Here is a 25,906-nt window from a genome sequence, read left to right as displayed (position 1 = left end):
CTGGTCCAAACCTGAACGGGGGACGCGTCATGACCGAAGAATTGCTGGTCCAGTTGATTGCGGAAGTCGAGAAGGAAGACCCGGTAGATTTCGCTAACCTGCCCTTCGATGAGCAGATGCTGCGCGGCCTGGTCTGCAAGCTGGTATCGCGCCAGCTGTCGCAAATGGAAGAGGCCCACTTCAGCCCGGACGAGGTGATCGCTTCCCTCACGGCGAGCATCGCCAAACTGGTCCTCGAAAATCTCGTGCTGAATGCGCGTCTGCTGGCACAGCAGGGGCACGGTGAAAGCGCTCGCGCGCTGCTTGAGCGTATTTCGCGTCAGGCAAAAGGGTAAGCAGCGCGGTTACTGCGCCGGCACCACGTTGTACTGCGTGCGTGCGCGCGTCAGCAGACGTTTGGCGACCGACAGGCCGCGAATGGCGGCGGCATCGTCGTCGTCCGGAAAATCAAACTCGGCGCTCCAATTGCAGCCGGTGTGGTCGGGGCGGTGAATGCACATCGCGCGCAGTTCGCACTGTGCGCATTCCGGATGTTGCTGGACGCAGCGGGCCAGCAAGGTCTTGAGTTCATCTTCGGACTTCAGACGGCGTTGCATCGGCATCTCCTGGATAACAGGGAGTTGGAACCCAGAGCGCGCGGTGAGTTTCGCCATGATTCCGCCGATACTGTTTCAGCAAGTTACCGGATCACATCACGCGTTCAATCCAACCGTGCCGGACACACCCGCTCCCGCTTGGCATGCCGGGCACACGCCGTAGAGCGCCAGCGCGTGATCGCGCAGCACAAAGCCGCGCTCGTTGGCCACACGCTCCTGCCGCGACTCAATGGCGTCGTCGTGAAACTCTTCCACACGGCCGCACGACAGGCAGATCAGGTGATCGTGATGCGCGCCCTCGTTCAGCTCATACACCGCGTGGCCGGCCTCAAACGTATGACGCAGCAGCACGCCGGCATCCACCAACTGATTGAGCACGCGGTAGACCGTCGAGATGCCGATGTCGAGTTCCGCCGTCAGCAACTGGCGATATACACCTTCAGCGCTCAGATGGCGGCCGTGGTCTGTGCCAGCAGCGAGGATTTCCAGGATCCTGACGCGCGGCGACGTGGCTTTGAGCCCGGCTCTATGCAAATCGGGCAGGTCGGTCGAGTTTGGCATGACGTTCGTTGGGGCGGGATTTGGGTACAGCAGGCAGAGTGCGACAGCGGGTCAGAACCGGAGGCGACGGGCGCCGCAACTGTGCAGACGGGGTCGCAGCGTTCTGAAAAAAAAACGGCATGGCTGGCAGCCCGGGAAAGTCGCAGTCGGGAAAGCGGGGTCTGAGTGCTTTCCCGACTGTCGGGCGGCTTGCTACTGCCAAACGCTCTGTGTGTCAGAGCGGTCCCCACAAAAGATCGGTTGCCGGGCGCCGACTCATGGAACGGCCGACGCACGCAGCGAAATTCGGTTCGATGCGCCGTGCCTTGGGTGATGCGCCCTGAGGGGCGGTTCCATCGGCTGCAGCGCTGTCGAATGGATGCACTATAAATGCGAATGATTCGCATTACAAGTGTTTTTTTCGAGGCGCCCGCGTTACACCGCCCCAACCGGCTTGCACGCCGATGTATTTCAAAATTAAATGACAAAATCTCTATCAGAGATTTTTTGAATGATTGATCTGATCTTGCTACGCAGTTTTGTCACCGTGGTGGACACGGGCAACTTCACGCGGGCAGCCGAGCACCTGCATCTGACGCAATCAACCGTCAGCCAGCAAATCCTGCGGCTGGAGCAGCAATTGGACTGCCGCCTGCTCGACCGCAGCCAGCGACAAGTGCTGCCGACCGAAGAAGGCGACCGGTTGCTCGGCTACGCGCGCCGTCTGCTGCGGCTGGCCAACGAAGCGAGCGAAGCGCTCAGCCCCGAGCACACCGGGGGGGTGCTGCGCCTGGGCGTACCGGAAGACCTCGGCAGCGGCGCGCTGATGCCGCTCATCGCCAGCTTTGCGCGCGAGCGCCCACGGTTGCGGCTGGAAGTGGAAAGCGGCCTCTCGCACCACCTGCTGCGTCTGTACCGCAACGGCGATCTGGACATGCTGCTGGTCAAGCAATGGGGCACCGATAGCGATTGCCATGCGCGCTGGGCTGAACCGGTCTGCTGGATCGACAGCGCCGAGCGACCACACACGCTGCCGCTCGGGTCATCGGAACCCGCGCTGCCGCTGGTGGTGTTTCCGGTGGGCGCGCTGTATCGGCAGGAGATGCTGCACGCGCTGGAAGCGATCGGCCAGCCGTGGCGTATCACGTATTCGAGTCCGAGCCTGGCGAGCCTGTGTGCGGCTGTCAGCGCAGGATTGGGTGTGAGCCTGTTACCGGCCAGCAGCGTGCAGCCTGGGCATCGCGTGCTCGGCGCGGGCGATGGCTTTCCGGAAATCGGCGGGCTGGAGCTGGCACTGTTTGCGCGGCCGGACCTCGACAGCGCGGGGCGCGCGCTGCGCGATCGGCTGGTCGATATGTGCAGCGCGCGGGCACAGGTGCTGCAGTCCGCTGCCGGCTGAGCGCCAAAGCGCCAAAGAAAAAGAAAAAGCCGGACCCGCTGATTACGTGGTCCGGCTTCCTGCAGCGCGTTTCAGCTTCAGGCGGCTTCAGGCGGCTTCCGCCAGCGGTACGCGAATCAGGTGGTCAAACGCCGACAATGCGGCCTTTGCACCATCACCGGTGGCGATGATGATCTGCTTGTACGGCGTGGTAGTCGCGTCGCCTGCGGCAAACACGCCTTCCGCGCTGGTCTGGCCACGCGCATCGACGACGATCTCGCCGAAGCGGTTGCGCTCCAGGGCACCGTCCAGCCATTCGGTGTTGGGCACCAGGCCGATCTGCACGAACACGCCTTCAAGCTCGACTGTGTGCTCGACGCCGCCAACGCGGTCCTTGTAGCGCAGGCCATTGACCTTCTGGCCGTCACCGGTGATCTCGGTGGTCTGCGCGTTGGTAACGATGGTCGCGTTCGGCAGGCTTTGCAGCTTGCGCACCAGCACGGCATCGGCCTTCAGCTCACCGGCAAATTCGACCAGCGTGACGTGGCTCACCAGGCCGGCCAGATCGATGGCCGCTTCCACACCCGAGTTGCCACCGCCGATCACAGCCACGCGCTTGCCCTTGAACAACGGGCCATCGCAGTGCGGGCAATAGGCAACGCCCTTGTTCTTGTATTCCTGCTCGCCCGGCACGTTGACATTGCGCCAGCGCGCGCCGGTTGACAGGATGACCGAGCGGCCCTTGAGCACCGCGCCGTTGGCCAGCGTCACCTCGGCAAAGCCGCCCGGCGCGGTCGCAGGCGTGAGCTTGACCGCGCGCTGCGTGTTCATGATGTCGACGTCGTACTGGCGCACGTGCTGCTCCAGCGCGGCGGCAAACTTCGGCCCTTCGGTTTCCTGCACGGAGATGAAGTTCTCGATGCCCAGCGTGTCGAGCACCTGGCCGCCAAAGCGTTCGGCCACCACACCGGTGCGCACGCCCTTGCGTGCCGCGTACACGGCAGCCGCCGCGCCCGCCGGGCCACCGCCGACGATCAGCACGTCGTACGCCTCCTTGGCCGCGAGCTTTTCAGCATCGCGCGCGGCAGCGCCGGTGTCGATCCTGGCGAGGATCTCTTCCACGCCCATGCGGCCCGTGCCGAACGTTTCGCCGTTCAGGAACACGGTCGGCACGGCCATGATCTGGCGCGCTTCGATTTCACCCTGGAACAGCGCGCCGTCAATGGCGACGTGCTGGATGCGCGGGTTGATCACGGACATCACGTTCAGCGCCTGGACCACATCCGGGCAGTTCTGGCACGTGAGCGACATGTAGGTCTCGAAGCGGAAATCCCCTTCGATATTGCGAATCTGTTCAATGACGTCGGCTTCGAGCTTGGGCGCATAGCCGCCCACCTGCAGCAGCGCCAGCACCAGCGAGGTGAACTCGTGGCCGGTCGGGACGGCGGCAAAACGCACGCTCACGCCGGAACCGGTGCGGCGGATCAGGAACGACGGTGCACGCTCTGCGCTGTCACGTTGTTCAGTCAGCACGATCATGCTGGACTGCTCGGCCACATCGCGCAGCAGGTCCATCATGTCGCGGGCGCCCTCGCTGTCATCGACGTTGGCGATCAGCTCAATGGGCTGCACGAGGCGTTCGAGGTAGGCCTTCAGTTGGGCCTTGACATCAGCATCCAGCATGACGACTTCCTTATAAGCGTTGATTCTGTAACCGGGGGCGACACATGCCGCCTGCCCTTAAGCAAACGGCCGGCAGAGCCGGCCGTTTTTTACCGCTGCATTTCTGCAGCAACAGCCTGACAACTTAGATCTTGCCGACCAGGTCAAGGCTCGGCTTGATGGTCTTCGCGCCTTCGTTCCACTTGGCCGGGCACACGTTGCCCGGGTTGTTGGCGACGAACTGGGCAGCCTTGAGCTTGCGCAGGGTTTCCTTCACGTCACGGGCGATGGCGTTGTCGTGCACTTCCATCGTCTTGATCGTGCCTTGCGGGTCGATCACGAACGTGCCGCGCAGGGCCAGGCCTTCTTCGGGAATGTGCACGCCGAAGGCGTTGGTCAGTTGATGCGTCGGGTCACCCACCAGCGGGAACTGGGCCTTGCCCACAGCCGGCGAGGTTTCGTGCCACACCTTGTGCGAGAAGTGCGTGTCAGTCGTGACGATGTAGACCTCGGCGCCAGCCTTCTGGAATTCAGCGTAGTTATCAGCGGCGTCTTCCACTTCGGTCGGGCAGTTGAACGTGAATGCGGCCGGCATGAAGATCAGCACGGACCACTTGCCCTTGAGCGACTCATCCGAGACTTCGATGAACTTGCCGTTATGGAACGCTTGGGCCTTGAACGGTTGGACTTGAGTATTGATCAGCGACATAGTGGTTTTCGGTTGGGTTGCTTGGTTGACAACGGAGTGGATCGTATCGTCGTTCGATGCATTGCACAAGTTGATTGATCCGATTTTTCCGATTGTTTTTTTCTATTACGCGAACAACCGAGCGCTTACGCCCTGAAGTGCCCTCTTACCTCCAACGTGCGCCTGCGCGCATAGGCGAAATTACACAGCGCCGCCGCAGGTTGCACACCCCGCACGTGCTCCCGCAGCGCACGCATCACGTACAGCCAAGGCAGCGTGGGTGAAGCCCACAGCCTTGTCAGCGTCTGTCCGACTGGCATAGCTCTTGCGCGATGGGGAGGATCGCAAACCTCCGCCGCGCACCGGCGCCCTCCACTGCTCATGCAAGTGGCTGATGGCCCGGCAGGCGATTCCTCCGGGAGCATGACCTTGCCGCTGAACGTTCTCTTTGTCGCTTCTGAAGCTGTGCCGCTGGCCAAGACCGGCGGGCTCGGAGATATGGTCGGGGCGTGCGCGAACGCACTGCGGCGCGCCGGCCTGAAAGTGACGGTGATGCTGCCGGGCTATCCCGACGCCATCGCACAGTTGCAGCACACGCACACCGTGTGCGAATGGGCCGACCTGCCCGGCGGCCGTGCGCGCCTGCTGAGCGGTCGTATGGGCGCACAGGGCATTCCGGTATTGCTGTTCGACGCGCCTGCGCTCTTCGCCCGGCCGGGCAATCCGTACCTTGATGACCACGGCGAGCCGTATGAAGACAACGCGCTGCGCTTTGCCGCCTTCAGCCAGGCCGCTGCGCGCGTGGCGGGTGGCGTGCCGGGTGTGCATCGCTTTGACATCGTGCAGGCGCATGACTGGCATGCGGGGCTGGTACCGCTGTTCGTCAAGCGTGCGCAGGTACCGGTCAAGACGGTCTTTACCGTGCACAACCTCGCGTTCCAGGGCAATTTTCCGATGCGCGTGGTGCCGGATATTGGTGTGCCGCCCGATGCGGCGCACGAGGCCGAGTTCTGGGGCCAGTTCAGCTTCATGAAAGCCGGCCTGCTGTGGGCCGACCGCATCACCACCGTAAGCCACGCGTATGCGCGCGAGATCCTGACCGACACCGCGGGTTGCGGCATGCAAGACCTGCTGCGTGCGCGTCAGCAAGACCTGGTTGCCATCCTCAACGGCATCGACAACGATGTGTGGAACCCGTCGAAAGATCCGTTGCTGCCGCAGCCGTTCTTTGCCGCCAATCTGAGCGGCAAGCACACCGCCAAACGCGTGCTGCAGCAGCGCTTTGGGCTGCCCGAAGATGCCAAGGCACCCCTGCTGGCCGTCGGCAGCCGCCTGACGCATCAGAAGATGGCCGACGTGGCGTTGCAGGCGTTGCCGCAACTGCTGGAATCCAACCCGCAGTTGCAGGTGGTCGTGCTCGGCTGCGGTGAACACGCGTACGAGACCGGCATGGCTGAACTGGCGGCGCGCTATCCGCGCCAGGTAGCCGCGAAGATCGGCTACACCGAGGCCTACGCCCACCTGCTGCATGCCGGCGCTGACGTCCTGCTGCACGGCAGCCGCTTCGAGCCGTGCGGCCTGACGCCGCTTTATTCAATGCGCTACGGCACGGTACCGGTTGCGTCACGCGTGGGCGGACTGATGGACACCATCACCGACCGTGGCTCGCCCGAAGCGGCGTTGCACGGCGCCACCGGTTTTCTGTTTGACGGCGATACGGCCAACGCCATGGTGGCCGCTGTTGAGCGCGCGCTGCGCATCTTCGCCCAGCCGCAGGCGTGGCGCATCCTGCAATACAACGGCATGACGACCGACTTCGGGTGGTCGCAGCCCGCCCGTGAATATGTCGCGCTGTATCGCACGCTGGTGCCGGCCGCCACGCCCATGCCCGCTGTGGCACTGGCGCACGCGCCCGCCGCACCGGACGCGGTGCACGCGCCCCGACCCAACCAACCTGTGCGTACGCCGGCGCGGCGACGCTCGACGGCGCTGTCCGACGAGATCCGAGCGCACGCGGTGGCGCGCGCCGCCAGTGCCGAGAAGATCCGCGCCTGATCGCACTGACGTTCCGCCACGCTTTCACGCATGCCCGAGACCAAGTCGCCCAAGCCCGCCACTTCACGTAAAACCACGGCTGCGCTCAAGGCCGCCAAGCCGTCCGGCAGCGAAGCCAAATCGGCAACCAAGCCGACCGGACACCCGCCCGTTGCGGCAGCGGCGCCCATTTACGCTCCCGCCATCTGCTACGTGCATCCGCTGCAACTGGGCAGGCTCGACCGGTGGGACGGCGTGCTCGATCGCATTGCCTCACTGGGTTTCGACCATGTGCTGATGGCGCCACCGTTTGCGGTGGGTGCAGCCGGCAATGTGTTCGTCACGCGTGACCATGCTGAACTGCATGCCGCGCTGGGCGGCGGGCCGGCCGATACCGCCCTCACCAAACTGGCCGAAGGCTGCCGCGCACGTGGGCTTACGCTGCTGCTCGACTTGGTGATTGACCGCGTGGCCATTGATGCACCCTTGCGTGCCGATCACCCCGACTGGTTCGCCAGCCACGCCGAAGACGGCGACGCGCTGGACCCGCGCCTGCCGCCTTCGCACTTGGAGGTGGCCTCGTTCCGCCACGACAGCCCGCACTGCGCCGATGCCATCCTCACATGGTGGACGCAGCAGTTGCGCGCATGGGCCGCATTGGGCATTGGTGGATTCCGCTGCGAGGCGCCCGCACGGCTGCCGGCAGAACGCTGGCGCACGCTGATTGCCGACGTGCGTAAGGACGGCGGCGCCGCACGCTTGCTCGCCTGGACACCCGGCATGGACGGCGCGGCAATCGATGCGCTGGCGGGGGCGGGTTTTGACGCGACGTTCTCGTCGCTGCGCTGGTGGGATTTCCGCGCCGGCTGGATGGTGGAAGAACACGCGCGCCTGGCCGCCGTGGCACCGCCCATTGCCACCGTGGAGGCGCCGTTCGGCACGCGCTACGGCCAGGCGTTTGGCGATGCGATGATCCGTGAACGCGCATACCGACGCCTCCTGCACGTGGCCGACACGCTCGATGCCGGCTGGCTGATGCCGCTGGGCTTCGAGCGCGGCGCATTGCTGCCGATGCTGGCCGAACGTGGCGACCCATCCGACCAACAGTGGATCGACGCGCATGCCGCGTTCGACCTGAGCGACGCGGTGCGCGATGTGAACGCCACCATCCGCGCCGCGCGCGAGACGAACGCCGTGGCACCGCACGCTGAACTGCGCATGCTCACCGGCCCCGATGCGCCCGCTACCGCCCTGCTGCGTGCCGACGGCCCCGACCTGCGCGCAGGTGATGCCGCCACGCTCACCGTCATCAACCCCGACTTGCATATGGGCGTGTCGGTGCATGCCGACCACTTCCTGCCCGGCGTGGCTGGCGGCTTCACGCGCGGCGTGGCGCTGGATCTGCTGACCGAACCCGTCGGCAGTTGCGACGACACCCTGCGTGCCCGCGCCCGGCCTTTGGCCGAGATCGACCTGCTGCCCGGCGACGTACAGGTCTGGCGCGTGTTCCGCAACGCACCGGTGCGCTACCCCGCAGCAGGCAAGCCCGCCAAGAGCCCACGCACAAAGGCCGGCGAAGCGAAGAAGCCCGCGAAAGAACCCGTTGCGGCGGCCATTGCCTCACCGCGCATCGGCATCGAGCAGGTGCAGCCATCGGTTGACGATGGCCGCTTTGCCGTAAAGCGCCTGGTGGGCGACGACATCGTCGTTGAAGCCGATGTGCTGATAGACGGGCACGACAAGCTGGCCGTGCACCTGCTGTGGCGCGCGCAGGATGAAGACGCCTGGCAGCGCGCGCCGATGGTGCCGCTTGGCAATGACCGCTGGCGCGGCGCTTTCCGGCCCGAACGGCTGGGGCGGCACGTGTATGCCGTGGCAGCGTGGCGCGATGCGTTCGGCACATACCGGTCAGAGCTGGAGAAGAAGCACACCGCCGGTGTGGACGTCACGCTGGAGCTGGAAGAAGGCGCGCGGCTTGTCGCACAGGCAGCCGAGCATGCGCCCAAGGACGCGCCCGTCGACGCGCTGCACAAGCTGGCGGCACTGCTGGCCGAGGCCGACCAGGCGCACCGCCTCAAGCTGCTGCTCGACCCCGTGACCGCACACGTGATGGCACAGGCTTCGCACTACCGGCCGTTCTATGTGGAAAGCGTGGCGTACCCGCTGGAGGTGGAACGCGGGGGTGCGGCGTTTGCGAGCTGGTATGAGCTTTTTCCCCGCTCGGCCTCAGACGACGAACAGCGGCACGGCACCTTCGACGACGTGATCCGCCGCCTGGGCGCCATTCGCGGCATGGGCTTCGACGTGCTGTATTTCCCGCCCATCCACCCCATCGGACGCACCAACCGCAAGGGCCGCAACAACAGCCTGCGCGCGCAAGCCGACGACCCCGGCAGCCCGTACGCCATTGGCGCAGCGCAAGGCGGGCACGATGCCATTCACCCGGAGCTTGGCACGCTGGAAGACTTCCGGCGCTTGACACGTGCCGCGCGCGAGAAAGGCCTGGAGCTGGCGCTGGACTTTGCCATTCAATGCTCGCCCGATCACCCCTGGCTGCGCGAACACCCCGGCTGGTTTGCGTGGCGCCCCGACGGCAGCATCAAATACGCCGAGAACCCGCCCAAGAAGTACGAAGACATCGTCAACGTCGACTTCTACGCGAACGATGCCAAACCCGGCCTGTGGACGGCGCTGCGCGATGTGGTGATGTTCTGGGCCGACGAGGGCGTGCGCCTGTTCCGCGTTGACAACCCGCACACCAAGCCGCTGCCGTTCTGGGAATGGATGATTGGCGAGGTGCGGGCGCGCTATCCGGATGCGGTGTTTCTGTCGGAAGCCTTCACGCGGCCCAAAGTGATGTACCGGCTGGCGAAGGTGGGGTTCTCGCAGTCGTACACGTACTTCACGTGGCGGCATACCAAGCAGGAATTCATCGATTACCTGACCGAGCTGACGCGCACGCCGGTGCGTGAATACTTCCGCCCGCACTTATTCGTCAACACGCCGGACATCAACCCGGTGTTCCTGCAGACGTCAGGCCGGCCGGGCTTCCTGATTCGTGCGGCGCTGGCCGCCACGCTGTCTGGCCTCTGGGGCGTCTACAACGGTTTCGAGCTGTGTGAAGGACGTGCGCTGCCAGGCAAGGAGGAGTACCTCGACTCCGAGAAATACCAGTTGCGTGCGTGGGACCACAACCGCCCCGGCAACATCGTCAAAGAAATCGCACTGCTCAACCGCATCCGCCGGGCCAATCCGGCGCTGCACTCGCACCTGGGCGTGACGTTCCAGCCGGCCTCGGGCGAGCACATCCTGTTTTTCAGCAAGTCCACACCACCCGTGATGCCGGGCAATCCTGCGGAGTTGGCCAACGCGCTACCGCCCGAGCACTTTGGCGACAACACGCTGTTCATCGCCATCAACCTCGATCCGAATCACGCGCACGAATCCGACATCGAACTGCCACTGTGGCAATGGGGCCTGCCCGACCACGGCGCGCTGATGGCCGAGAACCTCGCAAGCGGCGATGGGGGCCAACGCACCGTGTGGCGCGGCAAGTGGCAGCACATCCGTCTTGAACCCGAGCAGCCGTTTGCCATCTGGCGCGTGCGCCCGGCCCTGCCATCGGAGGAACAACCGTCATGACGCGCAACCCGACCGCGCTGCTGATGGACGACGCGCTCTGGTACAAGGACGCGGTTATCTATCAGCTGCATGTCAAATCGTTCTGCGATTCCGACAATGACGGCGTGGGGGATTTCCCCGGCCTGATCTCCAAGCTCGACTACATCGCCGAGCTGGGTGTGGATGTGATCTGGCTGCTGCCGTTCTATCCGTCGCCGCGCCGCGACGACGGCTATGACATTGCCGAATACCGCGGTGTGCATCCTGACTACGGCAGCATGGCCGACGCGCGCCGCTTCATTGCCGAAGCGCATGCGCGGGGCCTGCGGGTGATCACGGAACTCGTCATCAACCACACGTCGGATCAGCATCCGTGGTTCCAGCGCGCTCGGCGTGCCAAGCCGGGTTCGGCATTGCGCGATTTCTATGTGTGGTCGGACCACGACAAGAAGTACGCCGGCACGCGCATCATCTTTATCGACACCGAGCCCTCCAACTGGACCTGGGACCCGGTGGCCAAGGCGTACTACTGGCACCGTTTTTATTCACACCAGCCTGATCTGAACTTTGACAACCCGCGCGTGCTCAAGGCCGTGATCGGGGTGATGAAGTTCTGGCTGAACCTGGGCGTGGACGGCCTGCGCCTGGACGCCGTGCCCTACCTGGTGGAACGCGAGGGCACGTCGAACGAGAACCTGCCCGAGACGCACGACGTACTGCGCAAGATCCGCGCGGCCATGGATGCGGAATTCAAGAACCGCCTGCTGCTGGCCGAAGCCAACCAGTGGCCGGAAGACACGCAGGAATACTTCGGTGCCGGCGACGAATGCCACATGGCATTCCACTTCCCGCTGATGCCACGCATGTACATGGCCATCGCGCGCGAAGACCGCTTCCCGATCACCGACATCATGCGGCAGACGCCGGAGGTGCCCAACGCCTGCCAATGGGCCATCTTCCTGCGTAACCACGACGAGCTGACGCTCGAAATGGTGACCGACGCCGAGCGCGATTACCTCTGGGAGGTCTACGCCAGCGACCGCCGCGCGCGCCTGAACCTCGGCATCCGCCGCCGCCTCGCGCCGCTGCTGGAGCGCGACCGCCGCCGCGTGGAGCTGATGAACAGCCTGCTGTTCTCGATGCCCGGCACGCCCGTCATGTACTACGGCGACGAGATCGGCATGGGCGACAACATCCACCTGGGCGACCGCGACGGCGTGCGCACGCCCATGCAGTGGTCGCCCGACCGCAACGGCGGCTTCTCGCGCGCGGACCCTGAGCAGCTTGTGCTGCCGGCCATCATGGGCTCGCTGTACGGCTATGAATCGGTGAACGTGGAAGCGCAGAGCCGTGACGCGCATTCGCTGCTGAACTGGACGCGGCGGTTGCTCGCCACACGCAAGCGGCATCGCGTGTTCGGGCGTGGCTCGATCCAGTTCCTGCAGCCGTCCAACCGCAAGGTGCTGGCGTATATCCGCGCACTGGAAGGCGAGGCGCCCATCCTGTGCGTGGCCAATCTCTCGCGTGCTTCACAGGCCGTAGAGCTGGACCTGGCGGCCTTTGCGCAGCGTGTGCCGGTGGAGCTGATTGGCGGCACGGCGTTTCCGCCCATCGGCCAGTTGCCGTATCTGCTCACGCTGCCGCCATACGCGTTCTACTGGCTGGAGCTGCGCGAGAACGAACCCGGCCCGAGCTGGTCGCAGCCGGCCGCCGAGCAATTGCCCGAGTTCACGACGCTGGTGCTGCGCGCAGGGCTTGATGCCCTGGCCGACACGCGCCTGCGCGAGGCGCACCGCCAGCAGATCGAACGCGAAATCCTGCCCACGTATTTACCCAAGCGCCGCTGGTTTGCCGCCAAGGACAGCGTGCTGCGCGGCGCGAAATTCGCCTGGGGCGCAGCGGTGCCGGTAGATGCCGCATCCACCAACCGCCCGCTGGCCGGGGCGACGCGGCCCGAGGTGTTCTTCAACGAAGTGGCCGTCACGCTGGGGGCCCCTGATGGCACCGAGCGCGTCGAGCGCTACCTGCTGCCGCTGTCGATTGCATGGGAATCGGCCACGCTGCCTGCGCTGCCGATTCAGCTCGCGCTGGCACGCGTGCGACGTGGCCGCCATGTCGGCTACCTGACCGACGCCTTCGCCACCGAGACCTTCGCCCGTGCGCTGCTCACCAACCTCGTGCGCGGCGTCACGCTGGAAGCCAACGATGGCACCGTGCGGTTTGAACCCGAGCCCAATATCGCAGAGCTGGCCGCGCCCGCAGAAAGTGCCGAGGCAGGGGCCGTGCGCCCGGCCCCACTGCCGCTCGCTCCAGATACGCCGATCCACTGGCTGGCGGCCGAGCAATCGAACAGTTCGCTGGTGATTGGCGAGTCCGTCATCGTCAAGCTGATCCGCCGCATTGCCAACGGCATCCATCCCGAGGTGGAGATGACGCGGCACCTCACACGCGTGGGCTATGCCAACACGGCCCCGTTGATCGGCGAGATTTCTCACCACGCTGCCGATGGCGAGCGCGCCACGCTGGCCGTCATGCAGAGCTTCGTGCCCAACCAGGGCGATGCATGGACGTGGGCGCTGGACTACCTGCGCCGCACCATCGACGAACTGGCCGTGCAGATGGAAGGCGTGACCGCTGGCGATGGCGAGTCCTCCCCGGTAGCCGTTACGGAAGCGCGCGTTGATACCGCTGAAGCGCTGGCTGGCTACGTCAACTTCATCGGCGTCATCGGCACGCGTCTGGGCGAGTTGCATGCTGCGCTGGCGGCGCCCACCGAAGACCCGAACTTTGGTGCGCGCATTGCCGACACCGGCGACGCTACCTACTGGACCGCCCGCGTGAGCGAACAGCTCACCCGCGCGCACGACAACCTGACAGCATGGCAACAGCAAAACCCCGACAGCCCACTGCAACCCGACGTGCAGTGGCTGCTGTCGCAACGCCGGGCGCTGCTCGACGCCGCACGCGCGCATGCCGCCGACGGCCTGGGCGCCACGCTCTCGCGCATCCATGGCGATTTCCATCTCGGTCAGGTGCTGGTGGCGCAGGGCGATGCCTTCCTGATCGACTTTGAAGGCGAGCCCTCGCGCCCCGTGGAAGAGCGCCGGCGCAAGACCAGCCCGCTGCGCGACGTGGCCGGGCTGATGCGCTCGCTCGACTACGTGGTGGGCGCCATGCGGCAAGGCCCCGAGCACGTGGCCGGCCCCGCGCAGGAGCGCCGTAATCACCTGCTGGAACGATTCCGCGCGGCGTCCACCGAACGCTTCCTGCAGGCGTATGCCGCTGCCATTCGCGGGCCCGATCTGAATGCGCTGGATCAGCCCGTGGTCGATCTCCACCTGCTCGATCTTTTTCTCTTGGAAAAAGCCGCATACGAGGTCAACTACGAAGCGTCCAACCGCCCAGGCTGGTTGCCGATTCCGCTGACAGGCCTCACGCGCGTGGCACGCCGCCTGCTGCATGCAGAGGCCCCATCACCCGCTGCGGACGATTCGACCGGAGGCCCACCGTGACCGCGCTCGACTTTGCCACCCCGGCTCAACCCGCCGCCGCGCCCGAACCGCCGGTGGTGCTGCCGCCCGGCGTTGACCAGATGCGCGTCGATGCGCTCACACATGGCCGCGTGGGCGATCCGTTCGCCGTGCTCGGGCCGCATCGCGTGGACACCGATGACGGCGCGCGCTGGGTCGTGCGTGCCTTCTATCCGGGTGCACGCCGCGTGCAAACCATCGACACACGCGGCCAGATCATCACCGAGTTGGCGCCGGTGGGCCGCACGGGGCTGTTCCACGGCCCACTGCGCACCGATGCGCAAGACGCGCAAGACGCACAAAACGCGGGCAGTGACATGCAGGGCCACCCGCAGGCCTACCGCCTGCGCATCATCTGGCCTGCCGGTACAGGCCGGGCGGGCCATGACGCCGTGCAGGAAACCGAAGACCCGTACGCCTTCGGCCTGCTGCTGGGAGACCTGGACCTGCACCTGCTCAACGACGGTACGCATTGGGCGCTGACAAGCTGCCTGGGCGCGCAGGCCATTCGCATCGACGGTATCAGCGGGGTGCGCTTTGCGGTGTGGGCACCAAACGCGCAGCGTGTATCCGTGGTGGGCGACTTCAACCAATGGGACGGCCGCCGCCACCCGATGCGCCTGCGCCACCAGGCCGGCGTGTGGGAACTGTTCCTGCCCAGCGGCCTGGGCGCGGGCCCCGGCGCGCGCTACAAGTTCGAGCTGGTCGGTGCCAATGGCCGGCTGGTGGTCAAGGCCGACCCCGCCGCCCGCCAGACCGAACCACCGCCCGCCACCGCATCGGTCGTGGCCGACCCGGCCCCCCTGCGCTGGAGCGACGACGATTGGATGCAGACGCGCGCCGAACGCCAGAAGCCCGACGCGCCCATCAGCATCTATGAAGTGCACGCCGGCTCATGGCTGCGCGATCTGGAAGACGGCGGCCGCAACCTGCACTGGGATGAACTGGCCGATCGGCTGATCCCCTACGTCACCGCGCTCGGCTTCACGCATATCGAACTGCTGCCGGTAGCCGAGCACCCGTTCGGCGGCAGTTGGGGCTATCAACCACTGGGGCTGTTCGCGCCGTCTGCGCGCTTTGGCTCGCCAGAGGCGTTTGCGCGCTTTGTCGACCGCTGCCACCAGGCGGGCCTGGGCATCATCGTCGACTGGGTGCCCGCGCACTTCCCGACCGACGCGCATGGCCTGGCGCAATTTGACGGTACCGCGCTGTACGAACACCAAGACCCGCGCGAAGGCTTCCATCAGGACTGGAACACGCTCATCTACAACTTCGGCCGCAACGAAGTACGCGGCTTCCTGATCGCCAGCGCGCTGGAATGGCTGGAGCGCTTCCACATCGACGGCCTGCGCGTGGACGCCGTGGCATCGATGCTCTATCGGGACTACTCGCGCCGCGCGGGCGAATGGGTGCCCAACCGCTACGGCGGCCGCGAAAACCTCGAAGCGGTCGCCTTTCTACGGCAGATGAACACCGTGGTGCACGAACGTTGCCCCGGCGCTATCACCATCGCCGAAGAATCCACCGCGTGGCCCGGCGTGACCGCTCCGGTGGAATTCAACGGCCTGGGATTCGACTACAAATGGAACATGGGCTGGATGCACGACACGCTGCACTACATGCAGCGCGATCCGGTGTACCGCCAGCACCATCACGACGGCATGACGTTCGGGCTGGTGTACGCGTTCTCAGAGCATTTCATCCTGCCGATCTCGCACGACGAAGTGGTGCACGGCAAGGGCTCGCTGCTGGGCAAGATGCCCGGTGATGAATGGCAGCGGCTGGCCAACCTGCGCGCCTATCTGGCATTCATGTGGACCCACCCCGGCAAGAAGCTGCTCTTCATGGGGTGCGAGTTCGGGCAGGTGGGCGAATGGAACCACGATGCATCGCCCGAATGGCACCTGCTGGACGACCCGCGGCACCGTGGGGTGCAACGGCTGGTGCACGATCTCAACGCGCAGTACCGCAGCGAACCGCCTTTGCACGCGCGAGACACTGCGCCCGAGGGGTTCAACTGGGTAATTGGCGATGATCGGACCAACAGTGTGTTTGCGTTCCTGCGGTTGGACGGAGAGGGGCGGCCAATGCTGGTGGTGGCGAACATGACACCTGTGCCGCGCGAGGGGTATCGCATTGGCGTACCGCCTGCGCAGGGTGCCGTGCAGTGGCGTGAGGTGCTGAATACCGATGCTGCCGTGTATGGCGGCACAGGCCTGGGGAACGGTGGCGCGGTGGATGTGGACCATGTGGCTGCGCATGGGCAGGGCCAGTCGTTGGTGTTGCGGTTGCCACCGCTGGGCGTTGTTGTGTTGAAGGTTTGACGCGGCGGTTGGACGCTTCTGTCTTTGGCTTTTTGTTTCTGGTGCATCCCTGGTTTCATCCCCTGCGGGGCTGACCCACTTTCTTCGTCTTGCCAAAGAAAAGTAAGTCGTGCCCGGCACGGTACGAAACAGGGATAACCACCCAAGCAAAAGACGCAAAACGCCTCAACCAATGCTCCGCCTACCAACCTCCCTCTCTCCCGGCAAACCCTTCCCATTAGGCGCCCAATGGGACGGTCTGGGCATCAACTTCGCCGTCTTCTCCGCCAACGCAAGCAAGATCGAGCTTTGCATCTTCGACCCCACCGGCCGCAAGGAGTTGACCCGCTTCGCCCTGCCCGAGTGCACCGATGAGGTCTGGCATGGCTACCTGCCCGGCGTGGAAGCCGGCCTCGTCTACGGCTACCGCGCCTACGGCCCGTGGGAGCCCCACCACGGGCACCGCTTCAACCCGCACAAGCTGCTGCTCGACCCCTACGCCCGCCGGCTGATGGGCGCGCCGCGCTGGTCCGATGCGCTGTTCGGTTATCGGCTGAACTCCAATCGTGGTGATCTCTCATTCGACCGTCGCGACAGCGCGCCGGCCATGCCCAAAGCCGTGGTGACCGACGAGTCGTTCAACTGGGGCAACGATGTCCGCCCGAACACGCCGTGGTCGCGCACGGTCATCTATGAAGGGCATGTGCGCGGGGTGTCGATGCTGCGCGAAGATCTGCTGCCGCCAGAGCGCGGCACCTTCGCCGCGCTGGGCGACAGCGTTTTCATCGAGCACCTGCAGCGGCTGGGCATCACCGCCATCGAGCTGTTGCCCATCCACGCTTTCCTGCAGGACCAGTTCCTGGTGGAGCGCGGCCTGCGCAACTACTGGGGCTACAACACGCTGTGCTTCTTTGCGCCGGAGCCGTCGTACCTGTCGGCACCCTCGCTGCACGAGCTGAAGGTGGCGGTCCGGCGGCTGCATGCGGCGGGCATCGAGGTGTTTCTTGACGTGGTCTACAACCACACCTGCGAAGGCAACGAGCTGGGGCCGACGCTGTCGTTCCGCGGGCTGGACAACGCGAGCTACTACCGCCTCGTGCCGGGCCAGGAGCGCTACTACATCAACGACACGGGCTGCGGCAACACGCTCAACCTGTCGCACCCGCGCGTGCTGCAGATGGTGATGGATTCGCTGCGCTACTGGGTCAATGCGTTCCATGTGGATGGTTTCCGCTTTGACCTGGGCGTTACGCTGGGGCGCGAAGGCGGTGGCTTCGATCCGGGTTCGGGCTTTTTTGATGCCGTGCGCCAAGACCCGGTGCTCTCCAACGTCAAGCTCATCGCCGAGCCCTGGGACGTTGGCCCCGACGGCTATCAGGTTGGCAACCACCCGCCCGGCTTTGCGGAATGGAACGACCGTTTTCGAGATGGCATCCGCCGTTTCTGGCGTGGCGATTCCGGCCAGCGCCCCGACCTCGCTGCCCGCCTGACCGGCAGCGGAGACCTGTTTGACCGCCGCCGCCGCCGGCCGTGGGCTTCGGTCAATTACGCGGCATCGCATGACGGCTTTACGCTGCGCGATCTCGTCAGTTACGCCGACAAGCACAACAACGCCAACGGCGAAGACAACCGCGACGGCCACAACGGCAACTGCAGCGCCAACTGGGGCGCCGAAGGCCCAACCGACGACACTGCCATCCAGGCCCTGCGCGAGCGCGTGATGCGCGCGATGCTGGCCACGGTGTTCTTCTCCAACGGCACGCCGATGCTGTTGGCGGGTGATGAGTTCGGCCGCACCCAAGACGGCAACAACAACGCCTATTGCCAGGACAACGCGACGTCATGGCTCGACTGGTCATTGCTGCAGACAGACACCGGCCACGCACTCGCGCGTTACACAACGCGGCTGATCGCGTTGCGCAAGGCCAGTCCGGCGCTGCGCTGGCCGCACTACGTGCACGGCAACACCGATATCCTGCCTGGCGTGCAAGACATTGCCTGGTTTGATGAGCGCGGCCAGGTGCCCTCGCCCGAAGCCTGGAACGATGGCGAGGCCCGCGCGCTCGCGCTGCGCCGCGCGTGTATTGAGACCGTCGATGGCGCAGATAAAGAAATGCGACGGCCACACGTGGCGCTGCTGCTCATCAACGGCGCCGCGACCGATCTGACCTTTGCGCTGCCGGAGCCCGCCATGGACTGGCTGCTGGCAATCGACAGCGCCGCGCCCGATCAGGATGCACGCCCGCACAGCGGAAACACGCTGCAGGTGGCCGGGCGCAGCGTGGTGCTCCTGCTTGCCACGCAGCTCGCCACCATCGCAAGAATTGCCGGCCACCCCGACGCAGACGCGCGCGGCGAGACGCTGGGGCACGTTCCCGAAATGCACAACGCACCGCAGAAGGACGCGCCCCAACAACCCATAACCGACGAGGAGCGCACCGCCCCCACCGCCGGCCACACCCCCCACGCCCCCCACGCCCCCCACGATGACCACGGAGACACCACGCCATGACCGCACCCGCCCAAGGGTTCGCGCACGACATGCCGTTTGGTGCCACCGTCCTGGCCAACGGCACCACGCGCTTCCGGCTGTGGGCGCCCGACGCCGCCGCCGCATGGATCGACATCGACAACGCCAAGGGCAGCCAGATCATCCCCATGGATTCAGAGCCCGACGGCTGGTATGCGGCCGTGGCACCCGTGGGTGCCGGCACGTGCTACCGCTATGGCATCACCAACCACGACGGCGTGACGCTATCGGTGCCCGACCCGGCCGCGCGCGCGCAATGGCAAGACCTGCCCGGCCCGAGCCTCGTCATCGATCCGCAGCGCTACCGTTGGCAGCATGCCAACTGGCAAGGTCGGCCCTGGCACGAAACGGTGCTGTACGAGCTGCACGTCGGCACACTGGGGGGCTTCAAGGGCGTGCGTGGGCGGCTGCCCGAACTGGCGCGACTCGGCATCACGGCCATCGAGCTGATGCCGGTGGCGGAGTTTCCGGGCGCGCGCAACTGGGGCTATGACGGCGTGCTGCCCTTCGCACCAGACGCAAGCTACGGCACGCCGGACGATCTCAAGGCGTTGATCGATACCGCGCACGGGCTGGGCATGATGGTGTTTCTCGATGTGGTCTACAACCACTTCGGGCCAGACGGCAATTACCTGCACCACTACGCACGCCGCTTCTTCCGCGACGATGTGCATACGCCCTGGGGCGCCGCCATTGATTTCCGCATGCCGCAAGTGCGCGAGTTCTTCATCCAGAACGCGTTGATGTGGCTGATGGAATATCGCGTTGACGGCCTGCGCCTCGATGCCGTGCACGCCATCACCGAGCGCGACTGGCTGGGCGAACTCGCCGCGCGCGTTCGGCTGTCGGTAGAGCCCGGCCGGCACGTGCATCTCATGCTGGAGAACGAGCACAACGCCGCATCGCTGCTGCACGGCGGGAACACTGCGGCCAACACCCATGGCGACTTTGAAGCCCAGTGGAACGACGACGGTCACAACGTGCTGCACGTGCTGCTTACCGGCGAGCGCGAGGCCTATTACGCCGCCTATGCCGATGCGCCGGCACAGCGTCTGGCGCGCGTGCTGCAAGACGGCTTCTGCTACCAGGGCGATCCGTCACCCATCCACGACAACGCACCGCGCGGCGAGCCCAGCGCGCACCTGCCGCCCACCGCGTTCGTGCTGTTCCTGCAGAACCACGACCAGATCGGCAATCGCGCCTTTGGCGAACGGCTGACACAGCTTGCGCACCCCGATGCACTGCTCGCGGCGCAGGTGCTGTTGCTGCTGAGCCCGCAGATCCCGATGCTGTTCATGGGCGAGGAATGGGGCAGCACATGCCCGTTCCTGTACTTCACCAGCCACCACGGCGTGCTGGCCGATGCCGTGCGTGACGGGCGCCGCCGCGAGTTTGCAAAGTTCGCGGCGTTTGCCGACCCACGCCTGCGCGAGCGCATTCCCGACCCGAACGACGAGCACACCTATCTCGCCTCCCGCCCCGGCGAAGCGGATTTGCGCCAACCCGAAGCGCTCAATGCGCTCAACCGCATGCACCGGCTGCTGGCACTGCGCCATGCAGAAATCATCCCGCGCCTGCCTAATGCGCGCGCGCTCGATGCGGTGGCACTGGGCCACGCTGGCGCCATCGCCCGCTGGCGCATGGGTGACGCGAGCGTGCTCACGCTGATGCTCAACCTGGCCGCACAACCGGTGGCGGTGCCCACGGTGCTCGCGGGCAGCCCGGCCGATCTGCTACACGAATCGCGCGAAGGTGCCGCTGCCGCACTGATCGCACATTGCCTGCCCGAGCGCGCATGCGTGGCCCTGTTGCACGCGCCGTCGCCCGCCTGACGTCTGACACCAGCCAACGGGCCAACGCACCATGGAACGCACACCCCATTCATCCGGCACGCAGCGCACGCCGCTCCAGCAACTGGCCACCGATGCCGGGCTGCTGGTCGACTGGGAAGACGCCGCCAGCCGCCCCATGCGCGTGGGCGATGACGTGCTGCGCGCCGTGCTGCTCGCGCTTGGCCTGCCGGCCGGCACGCCGGCCCAGGTGTCGGAAAGCCAGGCGCGCCTGCACGCAGAGGCCGAAGAGGTGGCCATACCACCCCTTGTGACCGGCGTGGCCGGCCAGCCAATCGCGCTGCAGACGTCTGCCCCGCAAGCCGCGTTGCTTGACGGACAAACCTATCGCATCGAGTTTGAATCCGACGGCAGTATCGAAGGCAAGATCAGTGTCAGCGCAAGCGAGCACCACGCCACGCTGCGCCTGGCGCCGGTGCAGGCCGCGGGCTATCACCGCCTCACCATTGACGCGGGGCCGGGCACCGTGATCGAAGCCACGCTGGCCATTGCGCCGGCTCGCTGCTACGGCGTGGCCGATGCGCTGCGCGAGCACGACCGTCCCGCCAACGCTCGCTTGTGGGGTGGCTCCGCGCAGATCTACGGCTTGCGCCATCGTCTGCAATACGGCGCCGAACGCGCGGCCTGCAGCGCCGGCCTGGGCGACTACACCGCTGCCGGCGCGCTGGCGCAACATCTCGCGCAGCACGGCGCGGATGCGCTGGCGCTCAGCCCCGTGCACGCCATGTTCAGCGCCGATGCGCGTCGCTATTCGCCGTATTCGCCGTCCAGTCGCCTGTTTCTGAACGCCTGGATGATCGACCCCGCCGCGCTCTTTGGAGACAAAGCCGTGCGCCAAACGGTGGTCGACTGCAATCTCGTTGACGACTATGCCCACCTGGAAGCTGCACAACTCATCGACTGGCCAGCCAGCGGCAACGCACGCATGACAGTGCTGCGCGCGCTGCATCGCCGCCTGCTGCAGGCGCCGCTGGGCGATACCGCCGCCCAGATGCTGCTGGACGATTTTCGCGCGCACTGCATTGATGGCGGCGCCAGCTTGCGCGACCACGCGCACTTTGAAGCGCTGAATGCGCACCTTGGGCCCGTGCATTGGAAGCAGTGGCCCGTGCAGTATCAAGACCCGACCTACCTGGCCGTGCAGGCCTTTGCACGCGAGCATGAAGACGCGGTGCATTTTCACCTCTTCCTGCAATGGGCGGCGGCACGCCAGTGGGCCGCCGCGCAACGCACCGCAGAAAGCGCCGGCATGGCCATTGGGCTGATCGCCGACCTGGCTGTGGGCACCGACAGCGCAGGCAGCCATGCGTGGGCGCGGCAGCGGGATCTGCTGATCGGCGTAACGGTGGGTGCGCCGCCCGATGTGTTCAACGCGCAGGGCCAGGGCTGGGGCCTGACCACGTTCAGCCCGCGTGCCATGCGCACGCAGGGCTTTACGGCGTTCATCGAGATGCTGCGCGCGGTGATGGCCGTGCCCGGCGGGGTGCGCATCGACCACGTGCTCGGGCTCATGCGGCTATGGGTGATTCCAGATGGCGCACAGCCGCTCGATGGCGTGTACCTGCGCTACCCCATGCAGGATCTGCTGCGGCTGGTGGCGCTGGAATCGTGGCGCAACCGCTGCATCGTCATCGGTGAAGACCTTGGCACCGTACCGCCGGGCCTGCGCGACAAGCTCGCCGACGATGGGTTGCTCGGCATGCGCATCCTCTGGTTCGAGCGCCAATACACGCAGGACGATGCACCCTTCAAGGCACCGCGCACATGGGCACCCGCCTCCGTCGCGATGACCAGTACGCACGACTTGCCGACGCTCGCGGGGTGGTGGATCGGCAACGACTTGCGCTGGCTAGCCAGGCTCGGCCTGCTGCCGGCCGGCATGAGCGAGGGCGAAGCACAGGTACGCCGCATGGAAGATCGCACAGCACTTGTCGCCGCTTTTGCCGAGCACAACCGGCAGGTGCTAGCCGAGGGCGGCGTGCCGGTGATCTGCGTGGCGCCCCTGCAAGCCGCGCTGGAGCAGGCGCGCGCGGCCACCGCAGCGCAAGCGCAAGCCATTCTGCAAGCCAGCGCGCAGGACTTTGCCACGGCGGCCACCGTGTTCACAGGCGCGGCCCCCACGCCGCTGGCGCTCGTGCCGCTGGAAGACTTGCTCGGCCTTGTTGAGCAACCCAACCTGCCGAGCACGATCGACACGCACCCGAACTGGCGGCGTCGCATGCCAGGCCCGGCCGCAACGCTGCTCGACACACCAGCGGCGCAGGCGCGTCTGTCAGCGCTGGCCAACGCGCGTATCGGCACGCCATGAGCGCACCTACCGTACCCTCCGTGCCCGCCATCCATCAACGCGTGCCACGCGCCACGGTGCGGCTGCAATTGCACCGTGATTTCACGTTCGACCACGCACGCGCATTGCTCGATGATTTCGCAGCGCTTGGCATCTCGCATCTCTACACATCCCCCATCACCACAGCGCAGCCGGGCTCCACGCACGGCTACGACGTGGTCGACCCGACACGCATCAACCCCGAGCTGGGTGGCGAAACCGCGCTCGAACGGTTGGTGGACGCACTGCACGCGCGCGGCATGGGGCTGGTCGTCGATATCGTGCCGAACCATATGGGCGTGGGGGGTGCGCACAACGCGTGGTGGCTGGACGTGCTCGAATCCGGCCCCGACAGCGCTTACGCAGGTTTCTTCGACATCGACTGGCAGCCGCCCAACCCTGCGCTGCGCAACAAGGTGCTCGCGCCGTTCCTGGGGGAAAGTTACGCCGACGCGCTGTCCGGCGGACGGCTGCAGCTTACCTACGACGCCACGGCAGCTCGGCTGGCAATTGCCTATTACGACCACCGTTTCCCGATTGCGCTGGCCGACTATGCCGCGCTGCTTCGCACCGGCAATGCGAACCCCGCCACCCACGCGGTGGCCGACCGGTTTGCCGCGCTCGGCATGGTCCGCTCGCTGCGCTCGCGCCGCGAACGCGCCGACGCGGCACGCGATGCACTGCGCAATCTCGCCACCACCGAAGCGGGCGCCGCACACATCGCCGAAGCCGTGCGCGCGCTCAACGCACAGCCCGATCAACTCGATGCGTTGATGGCGCGCCAGCACTGGCGCCTCACCCACTGGCGCACCGCCAACGACGAGATCAACTGGCGCCGCTTCTTCGATATAGGCTCGCTGGCGGGCTTGCGCATGGAGCGCGCCGAGGTGTTTGAAGCCTCGCACGCGCTGCTGTTCCGGCTCTACCGCCTGGGCTGGATTGACGGCGTGCGCATCGACCACGTTGACGGCTTGGCCGACCCGCCCGCCTATTGCCGCCAGCTACGCCGCCGCTTGCAGGCCGAACACGCCGCGCGCCCCGCTGATCGGCTCACGAGCCGCCCATGGATCGTCGTCGAAAAAATCCTTGCACGCGATGAAGCGATGCGCACCGATTGGGGCGTTGACGGCACCAGCGGCTACGACTTCATGAACCAGGTAGGCGCGCTGCTGCACGATGCGCGTGGCGAGACCGCGCTCACACAAGGCTGGCTGGAATGGATTGGTGCGCCGGCGGTTGAAGCACCGTTTTCAGCCACGGCAGTACCCGCACGCCGGCAGGTCTTGCATGCGCACTTTGCGGCGGAACTCGATGGAGCCACCTCCGCACTGCATGCGGTGGCACAGCAGCAGCGCAGCACGCACGACGTGACGTGGCACGCCATCCGCCGTGCGCTGGCGGAGGTGATCGTCCATTTTCCGGTGTATCGCACCTATGCAAACGCGCAGCAACGCGATGCGCAGGATTCGGCCATCGTGCAAACCGCCATGGCGGGGGCGGCAAGCGGCCTGCGGCGCGTTGATCAACCGGTGCTCGGCTGGCTCGATGCATGGCTGGGCGGGCAACCCGCAGGGCACGATAAGCTTCGGCAACTGGCGTTGCGGCGATGCCAGCAGTTGTCGTCGCCGGTGGCGGCCAAGGCGGTGGAAGACACGGCGTTCTACCGCTACGGGCGGCTCCTGTCGCGCAACGAGGTCGGCGCAGACCCCAGTGAATTCTCCATAAGCGCCAGCGCGTTCCATCACGCCATGCAGGTACGCGCGCACACTTGGCCGCACGCAATGCTGACCACCGCCACGCATGACCACAAGCGCGGCGAAGATGCGCGCGCGCGGTTGGCCGTGCTGTCAGAGCGGCCAGCGCAATGGCTGGCCGTCGCACACCAGTGGCGCACCGAACACGCTGCGTGGGTGCGCCATCTGTCCGATGGGCTCAACCCTGGACCGGCCCCCTCGCCCGCTGCGCAGTGGATGCTGTATCAAACGCTGGTGGGCATGTGGCCAGCAGGGCTCGATTGGCATGACGCCGATGCCGTGCGCGAACTGGCCGAGCGTGTCGCGCAATGGCAAGAAAAAGCACAGCGCGAAGCCAAGCTGCGCACGGACTGGTTCGCGCCCGATGCAGCTTATGAAGCCGCCAGCCGCGATTTCGTCTTCACGTTGCTCACCGGAGAAGCCGCCTCGAGCTTCCTGCCATCGCTGTCAGCCTTTGTGCAAAGCGTGGCACCGGCTTCGGCCGTCAACAGCCTTGCCCAGACCTTGCTGCGCGCCACGCTGCCTGGCATACCCGATCTCTACCAGGGCACCGATTTTTGGGACACAAGCCTGGTCGACCCTGACAACCGCCGGCCCGTCGATTACGCGGCGCGGCATCGGGCATTGCGCGCATTGCGCGCATCGCACGTGCATGCGGAACACAGCCTCGCGTCGTTGCTCACGCATTGGACCGATGGCCGCATCAAGCAAGCCGTCCTGGCACGTGCACTGGCCGTACGCGCCGCGCTGCCAGCAGTGTTTGAATCCGGCGACTACCAGCCGCTGGCTGTCACGGGCAGCGGCGCACAGCACGTGTTTGCGTTTGCGCGCATGCATGGCACGCAGGCGATCGTCGTGATGGTGCCGCTGCATGCGTCTGCCTTGCTGGGCCATGGCGGCACATTGACGTTTGCTGAAGGCGCATGGCGGGACACCACGGTCTGCCTGCCCGCCGCCCTCGCCCACAGCGCGCTGCACAGCGCATTCGACGGCCAGGTGCTGCACAGCCCGCGCCTTGCACCAGGTCAGGTGCTGGCGCAATTGCCCGTCGCCCTGCTGCATACCTGATCGCCCCTTTTCACGCATTCGCGCGG

At 66.0% G+C, this 25,906-nt stretch carries 14 protein-coding genes; 10 read left to right on the top strand and 4 right to left on the bottom strand.

Going from position 1 to position 25,906, the window contains the following annotated elements:
* Window positions 1-29: 29 nt before the first annotated feature.
* On the top strand, window positions 30-335 hold the full coding sequence (locus PSUB009319_RS01675) for a hypothetical protein (protein WP_124380514.1): 306 nt from the start codon (window positions 30-32) through the stop codon (window positions 333-335).
* Window positions 336-344: 9 nt separating this feature from the next.
* On the opposite strand, the gene PSUB009319_RS01670 is transcribed toward PSUB009319_RS01675, so the two are convergent.
* Window positions 345-596, bottom strand: coding sequence for a hypothetical protein (locus tag PSUB009319_RS01670; protein ID WP_124380513.1), 252 nt, complete (start codon window positions 594-596; stop codon window positions 345-347).
* 96 nt (window positions 597-692) lie between these two features.
* Window positions 693-1,157: a ferric iron uptake transcriptional regulator gene (gene fur / locus PSUB009319_RS01665; RefSeq protein ID WP_124380512.1), complete on the bottom strand. Its 465-nt coding sequence runs from the start codon at window positions 1,155-1,157 to the stop codon at window positions 693-695.
* 490 nt (window positions 1,158-1,647) lie between these two features.
* Between fur and PSUB009319_RS01660 the strand changes: the two genes are divergently transcribed.
* Entirely contained in the window at window positions 1,648-2,535 is an 888-nt protein-coding gene (locus tag PSUB009319_RS01660; protein WP_124380511.1) for a LysR family transcriptional regulator, read from the top strand.
* A gap of 87 nt (window positions 2,536-2,622) precedes the next feature.
* Here the strand turns inward: PSUB009319_RS01660 and ahpF are convergent, their stop codons facing one another.
* Window positions 2,623-4,197, bottom strand: coding sequence for an alkyl hydroperoxide reductase subunit F (ahpF, locus tag PSUB009319_RS01655; protein WP_124380510.1), 1,575 nt, complete (start codon window positions 4,195-4,197; stop codon window positions 2,623-2,625).
* A gap of 124 nt (window positions 4,198-4,321) precedes the next feature.
* Entirely contained in the window at window positions 4,322-4,885 is a 564-nt protein-coding gene (gene ahpC, locus PSUB009319_RS01650; RefSeq protein ID WP_124380509.1) for an alkyl hydroperoxide reductase subunit C, read from the bottom strand.
* Window positions 4,886-5,287: 402 nt separating this feature from the next.
* Between ahpC and glgA the strand changes: the two genes are divergently transcribed.
* From glgA to treY, 8 genes are all read left to right on the top strand, one after another.
* Complete coding sequence (gene glgA / locus PSUB009319_RS01645; protein WP_124380508.1) at window positions 5,288-6,919, top strand: glycogen synthase GlgA; 1,632 nt, start codon at window positions 5,288-5,290, stop codon at window positions 6,917-6,919.
* Between the two features lie 30 nt (window positions 6,920-6,949).
* The gene (locus PSUB009319_RS01640) at window positions 6,950-10,540 is read left to right on the top strand and encodes a maltotransferase domain-containing protein (protein WP_124380507.1); all 3,591 of its coding nucleotides are present in this window, start codon (window positions 6,950-6,952) and stop codon (window positions 10,538-10,540) included.
* Entirely contained in the window at window positions 10,537-14,031 is a 3,495-nt protein-coding gene (treS, locus tag PSUB009319_RS01635; RefSeq protein WP_124380506.1) for a maltose alpha-D-glucosyltransferase, read from the top strand. The genes PSUB009319_RS01640 and treS overlap by 4 nt, the downstream gene beginning before the upstream one ends.
* Complete coding sequence (gene glgB, locus PSUB009319_RS01630; protein ID WP_124380505.1) at window positions 14,028-16,373, top strand: 1,4-alpha-glucan branching protein GlgB; 2,346 nt, start codon at window positions 14,028-14,030, stop codon at window positions 16,371-16,373. The genes treS and glgB overlap by 4 nt, the downstream gene beginning before the upstream one ends.
* A 172-nt stretch (window positions 16,374-16,545) precedes the next feature.
* Window positions 16,546-18,864 (top strand): glycogen debranching protein GlgX, encoded by a 2,319-nt coding sequence (glgX, locus tag PSUB009319_RS01625; protein WP_124380504.1) that lies wholly within the window; start codon window positions 16,546-16,548, stop codon window positions 18,862-18,864.
* Complete coding sequence (gene treZ / locus PSUB009319_RS01620; protein WP_124380503.1) at window positions 18,861-20,714, top strand: malto-oligosyltrehalose trehalohydrolase; 1,854 nt, start codon at window positions 18,861-18,863, stop codon at window positions 20,712-20,714. The genes glgX and treZ overlap by 4 nt, the downstream gene beginning before the upstream one ends.
* Window positions 20,715-20,745: 31 nt before the next feature.
* On the top strand, window positions 20,746-23,040 hold the full coding sequence (gene malQ / locus PSUB009319_RS01615; RefSeq protein WP_124380502.1) for a 4-alpha-glucanotransferase: 2,295 nt from the start codon (window positions 20,746-20,748) through the stop codon (window positions 23,038-23,040).
* On the top strand, window positions 23,037-25,880 hold the full coding sequence (treY, locus tag PSUB009319_RS01610) for a malto-oligosyltrehalose synthase (RefSeq protein ID WP_124380501.1): 2,844 nt from the start codon (window positions 23,037-23,039) through the stop codon (window positions 25,878-25,880). The genes malQ and treY overlap by 4 nt, the downstream gene beginning before the upstream one ends.
* Window positions 25,881-25,906 lie beyond the last annotated feature (26 nt).

This window comes from Ralstonia sp. SET104, assembly GCF_003851545.1.
In the GTDB taxonomy this organism is placed as follows: Bacteria; Pseudomonadota; Gammaproteobacteria; order Burkholderiales; family Burkholderiaceae; genus Ralstonia.
This window is presented reverse-complemented; position numbering and strand designations above follow the sequence as displayed.

Bases quoted from the DNA above. Each gene is read 5' to 3' on its own strand.
- PSUB009319_RS01640 (WP_124380507.1), top strand. From the start codon at position 6,950: ATGCCCGAGACCAAGTCGCCCAAGCCCGCCACTTCACGTAAAACCACG.
- treY (WP_124380501.1), top strand. From the start codon at position 23,037: ATGAGCGCACCTACCGTACCCTCCGTGCCCGCCATCCATCAACGCGTG.
- glgA (WP_124380508.1), top strand. From the start codon at position 5,288: ATGACCTTGCCGCTGAACGTTCTCTTTGTCGCTTCTGAAGCTGTGCCG.
- ahpC (WP_124380509.1), bottom strand. From the start codon at position 4,885: ATGTCGCTGATCAATACTCAAGTCCAACCGTTCAAGGCCCAAGCGTTC.
- glgX (WP_124380504.1), top strand. From the start codon at position 16,546: ATGCTCCGCCTACCAACCTCCCTCTCTCCCGGCAAACCCTTCCCATTA.
- PSUB009319_RS01675 (WP_124380514.1), top strand. From the start codon at position 30: ATGACCGAAGAATTGCTGGTCCAGTTGATTGCGGAAGTCGAGAAGGAA.
- fur (WP_124380512.1), bottom strand. From the start codon at position 1,157: ATGCCAAACTCGACCGACCTGCCCGATTTGCATAGAGCCGGGCTCAAA.
- malQ (WP_124380502.1), top strand. From the start codon at position 20,746: ATGGAACGCACACCCCATTCATCCGGCACGCAGCGCACGCCGCTCCAG.
- treS (WP_124380506.1), top strand. From the start codon at position 10,537: ATGACGCGCAACCCGACCGCGCTGCTGATGGACGACGCGCTCTGGTAC.
- ahpF (WP_124380510.1), bottom strand. From the start codon at position 4,197: ATGCTGGATGCTGATGTCAAGGCCCAACTGAAGGCCTACCTCGAACGC.
- treZ (WP_124380503.1), top strand. From the start codon at position 18,861: ATGACCGCACCCGCCCAAGGGTTCGCGCACGACATGCCGTTTGGTGCC.
- PSUB009319_RS01670 (WP_124380513.1), bottom strand. From the start codon at position 596: ATGCAACGCCGTCTGAAGTCCGAAGATGAACTCAAGACCTTGCTGGCC.
- PSUB009319_RS01660 (WP_124380511.1), top strand. From the start codon at position 1,648: ATGATTGATCTGATCTTGCTACGCAGTTTTGTCACCGTGGTGGACACG.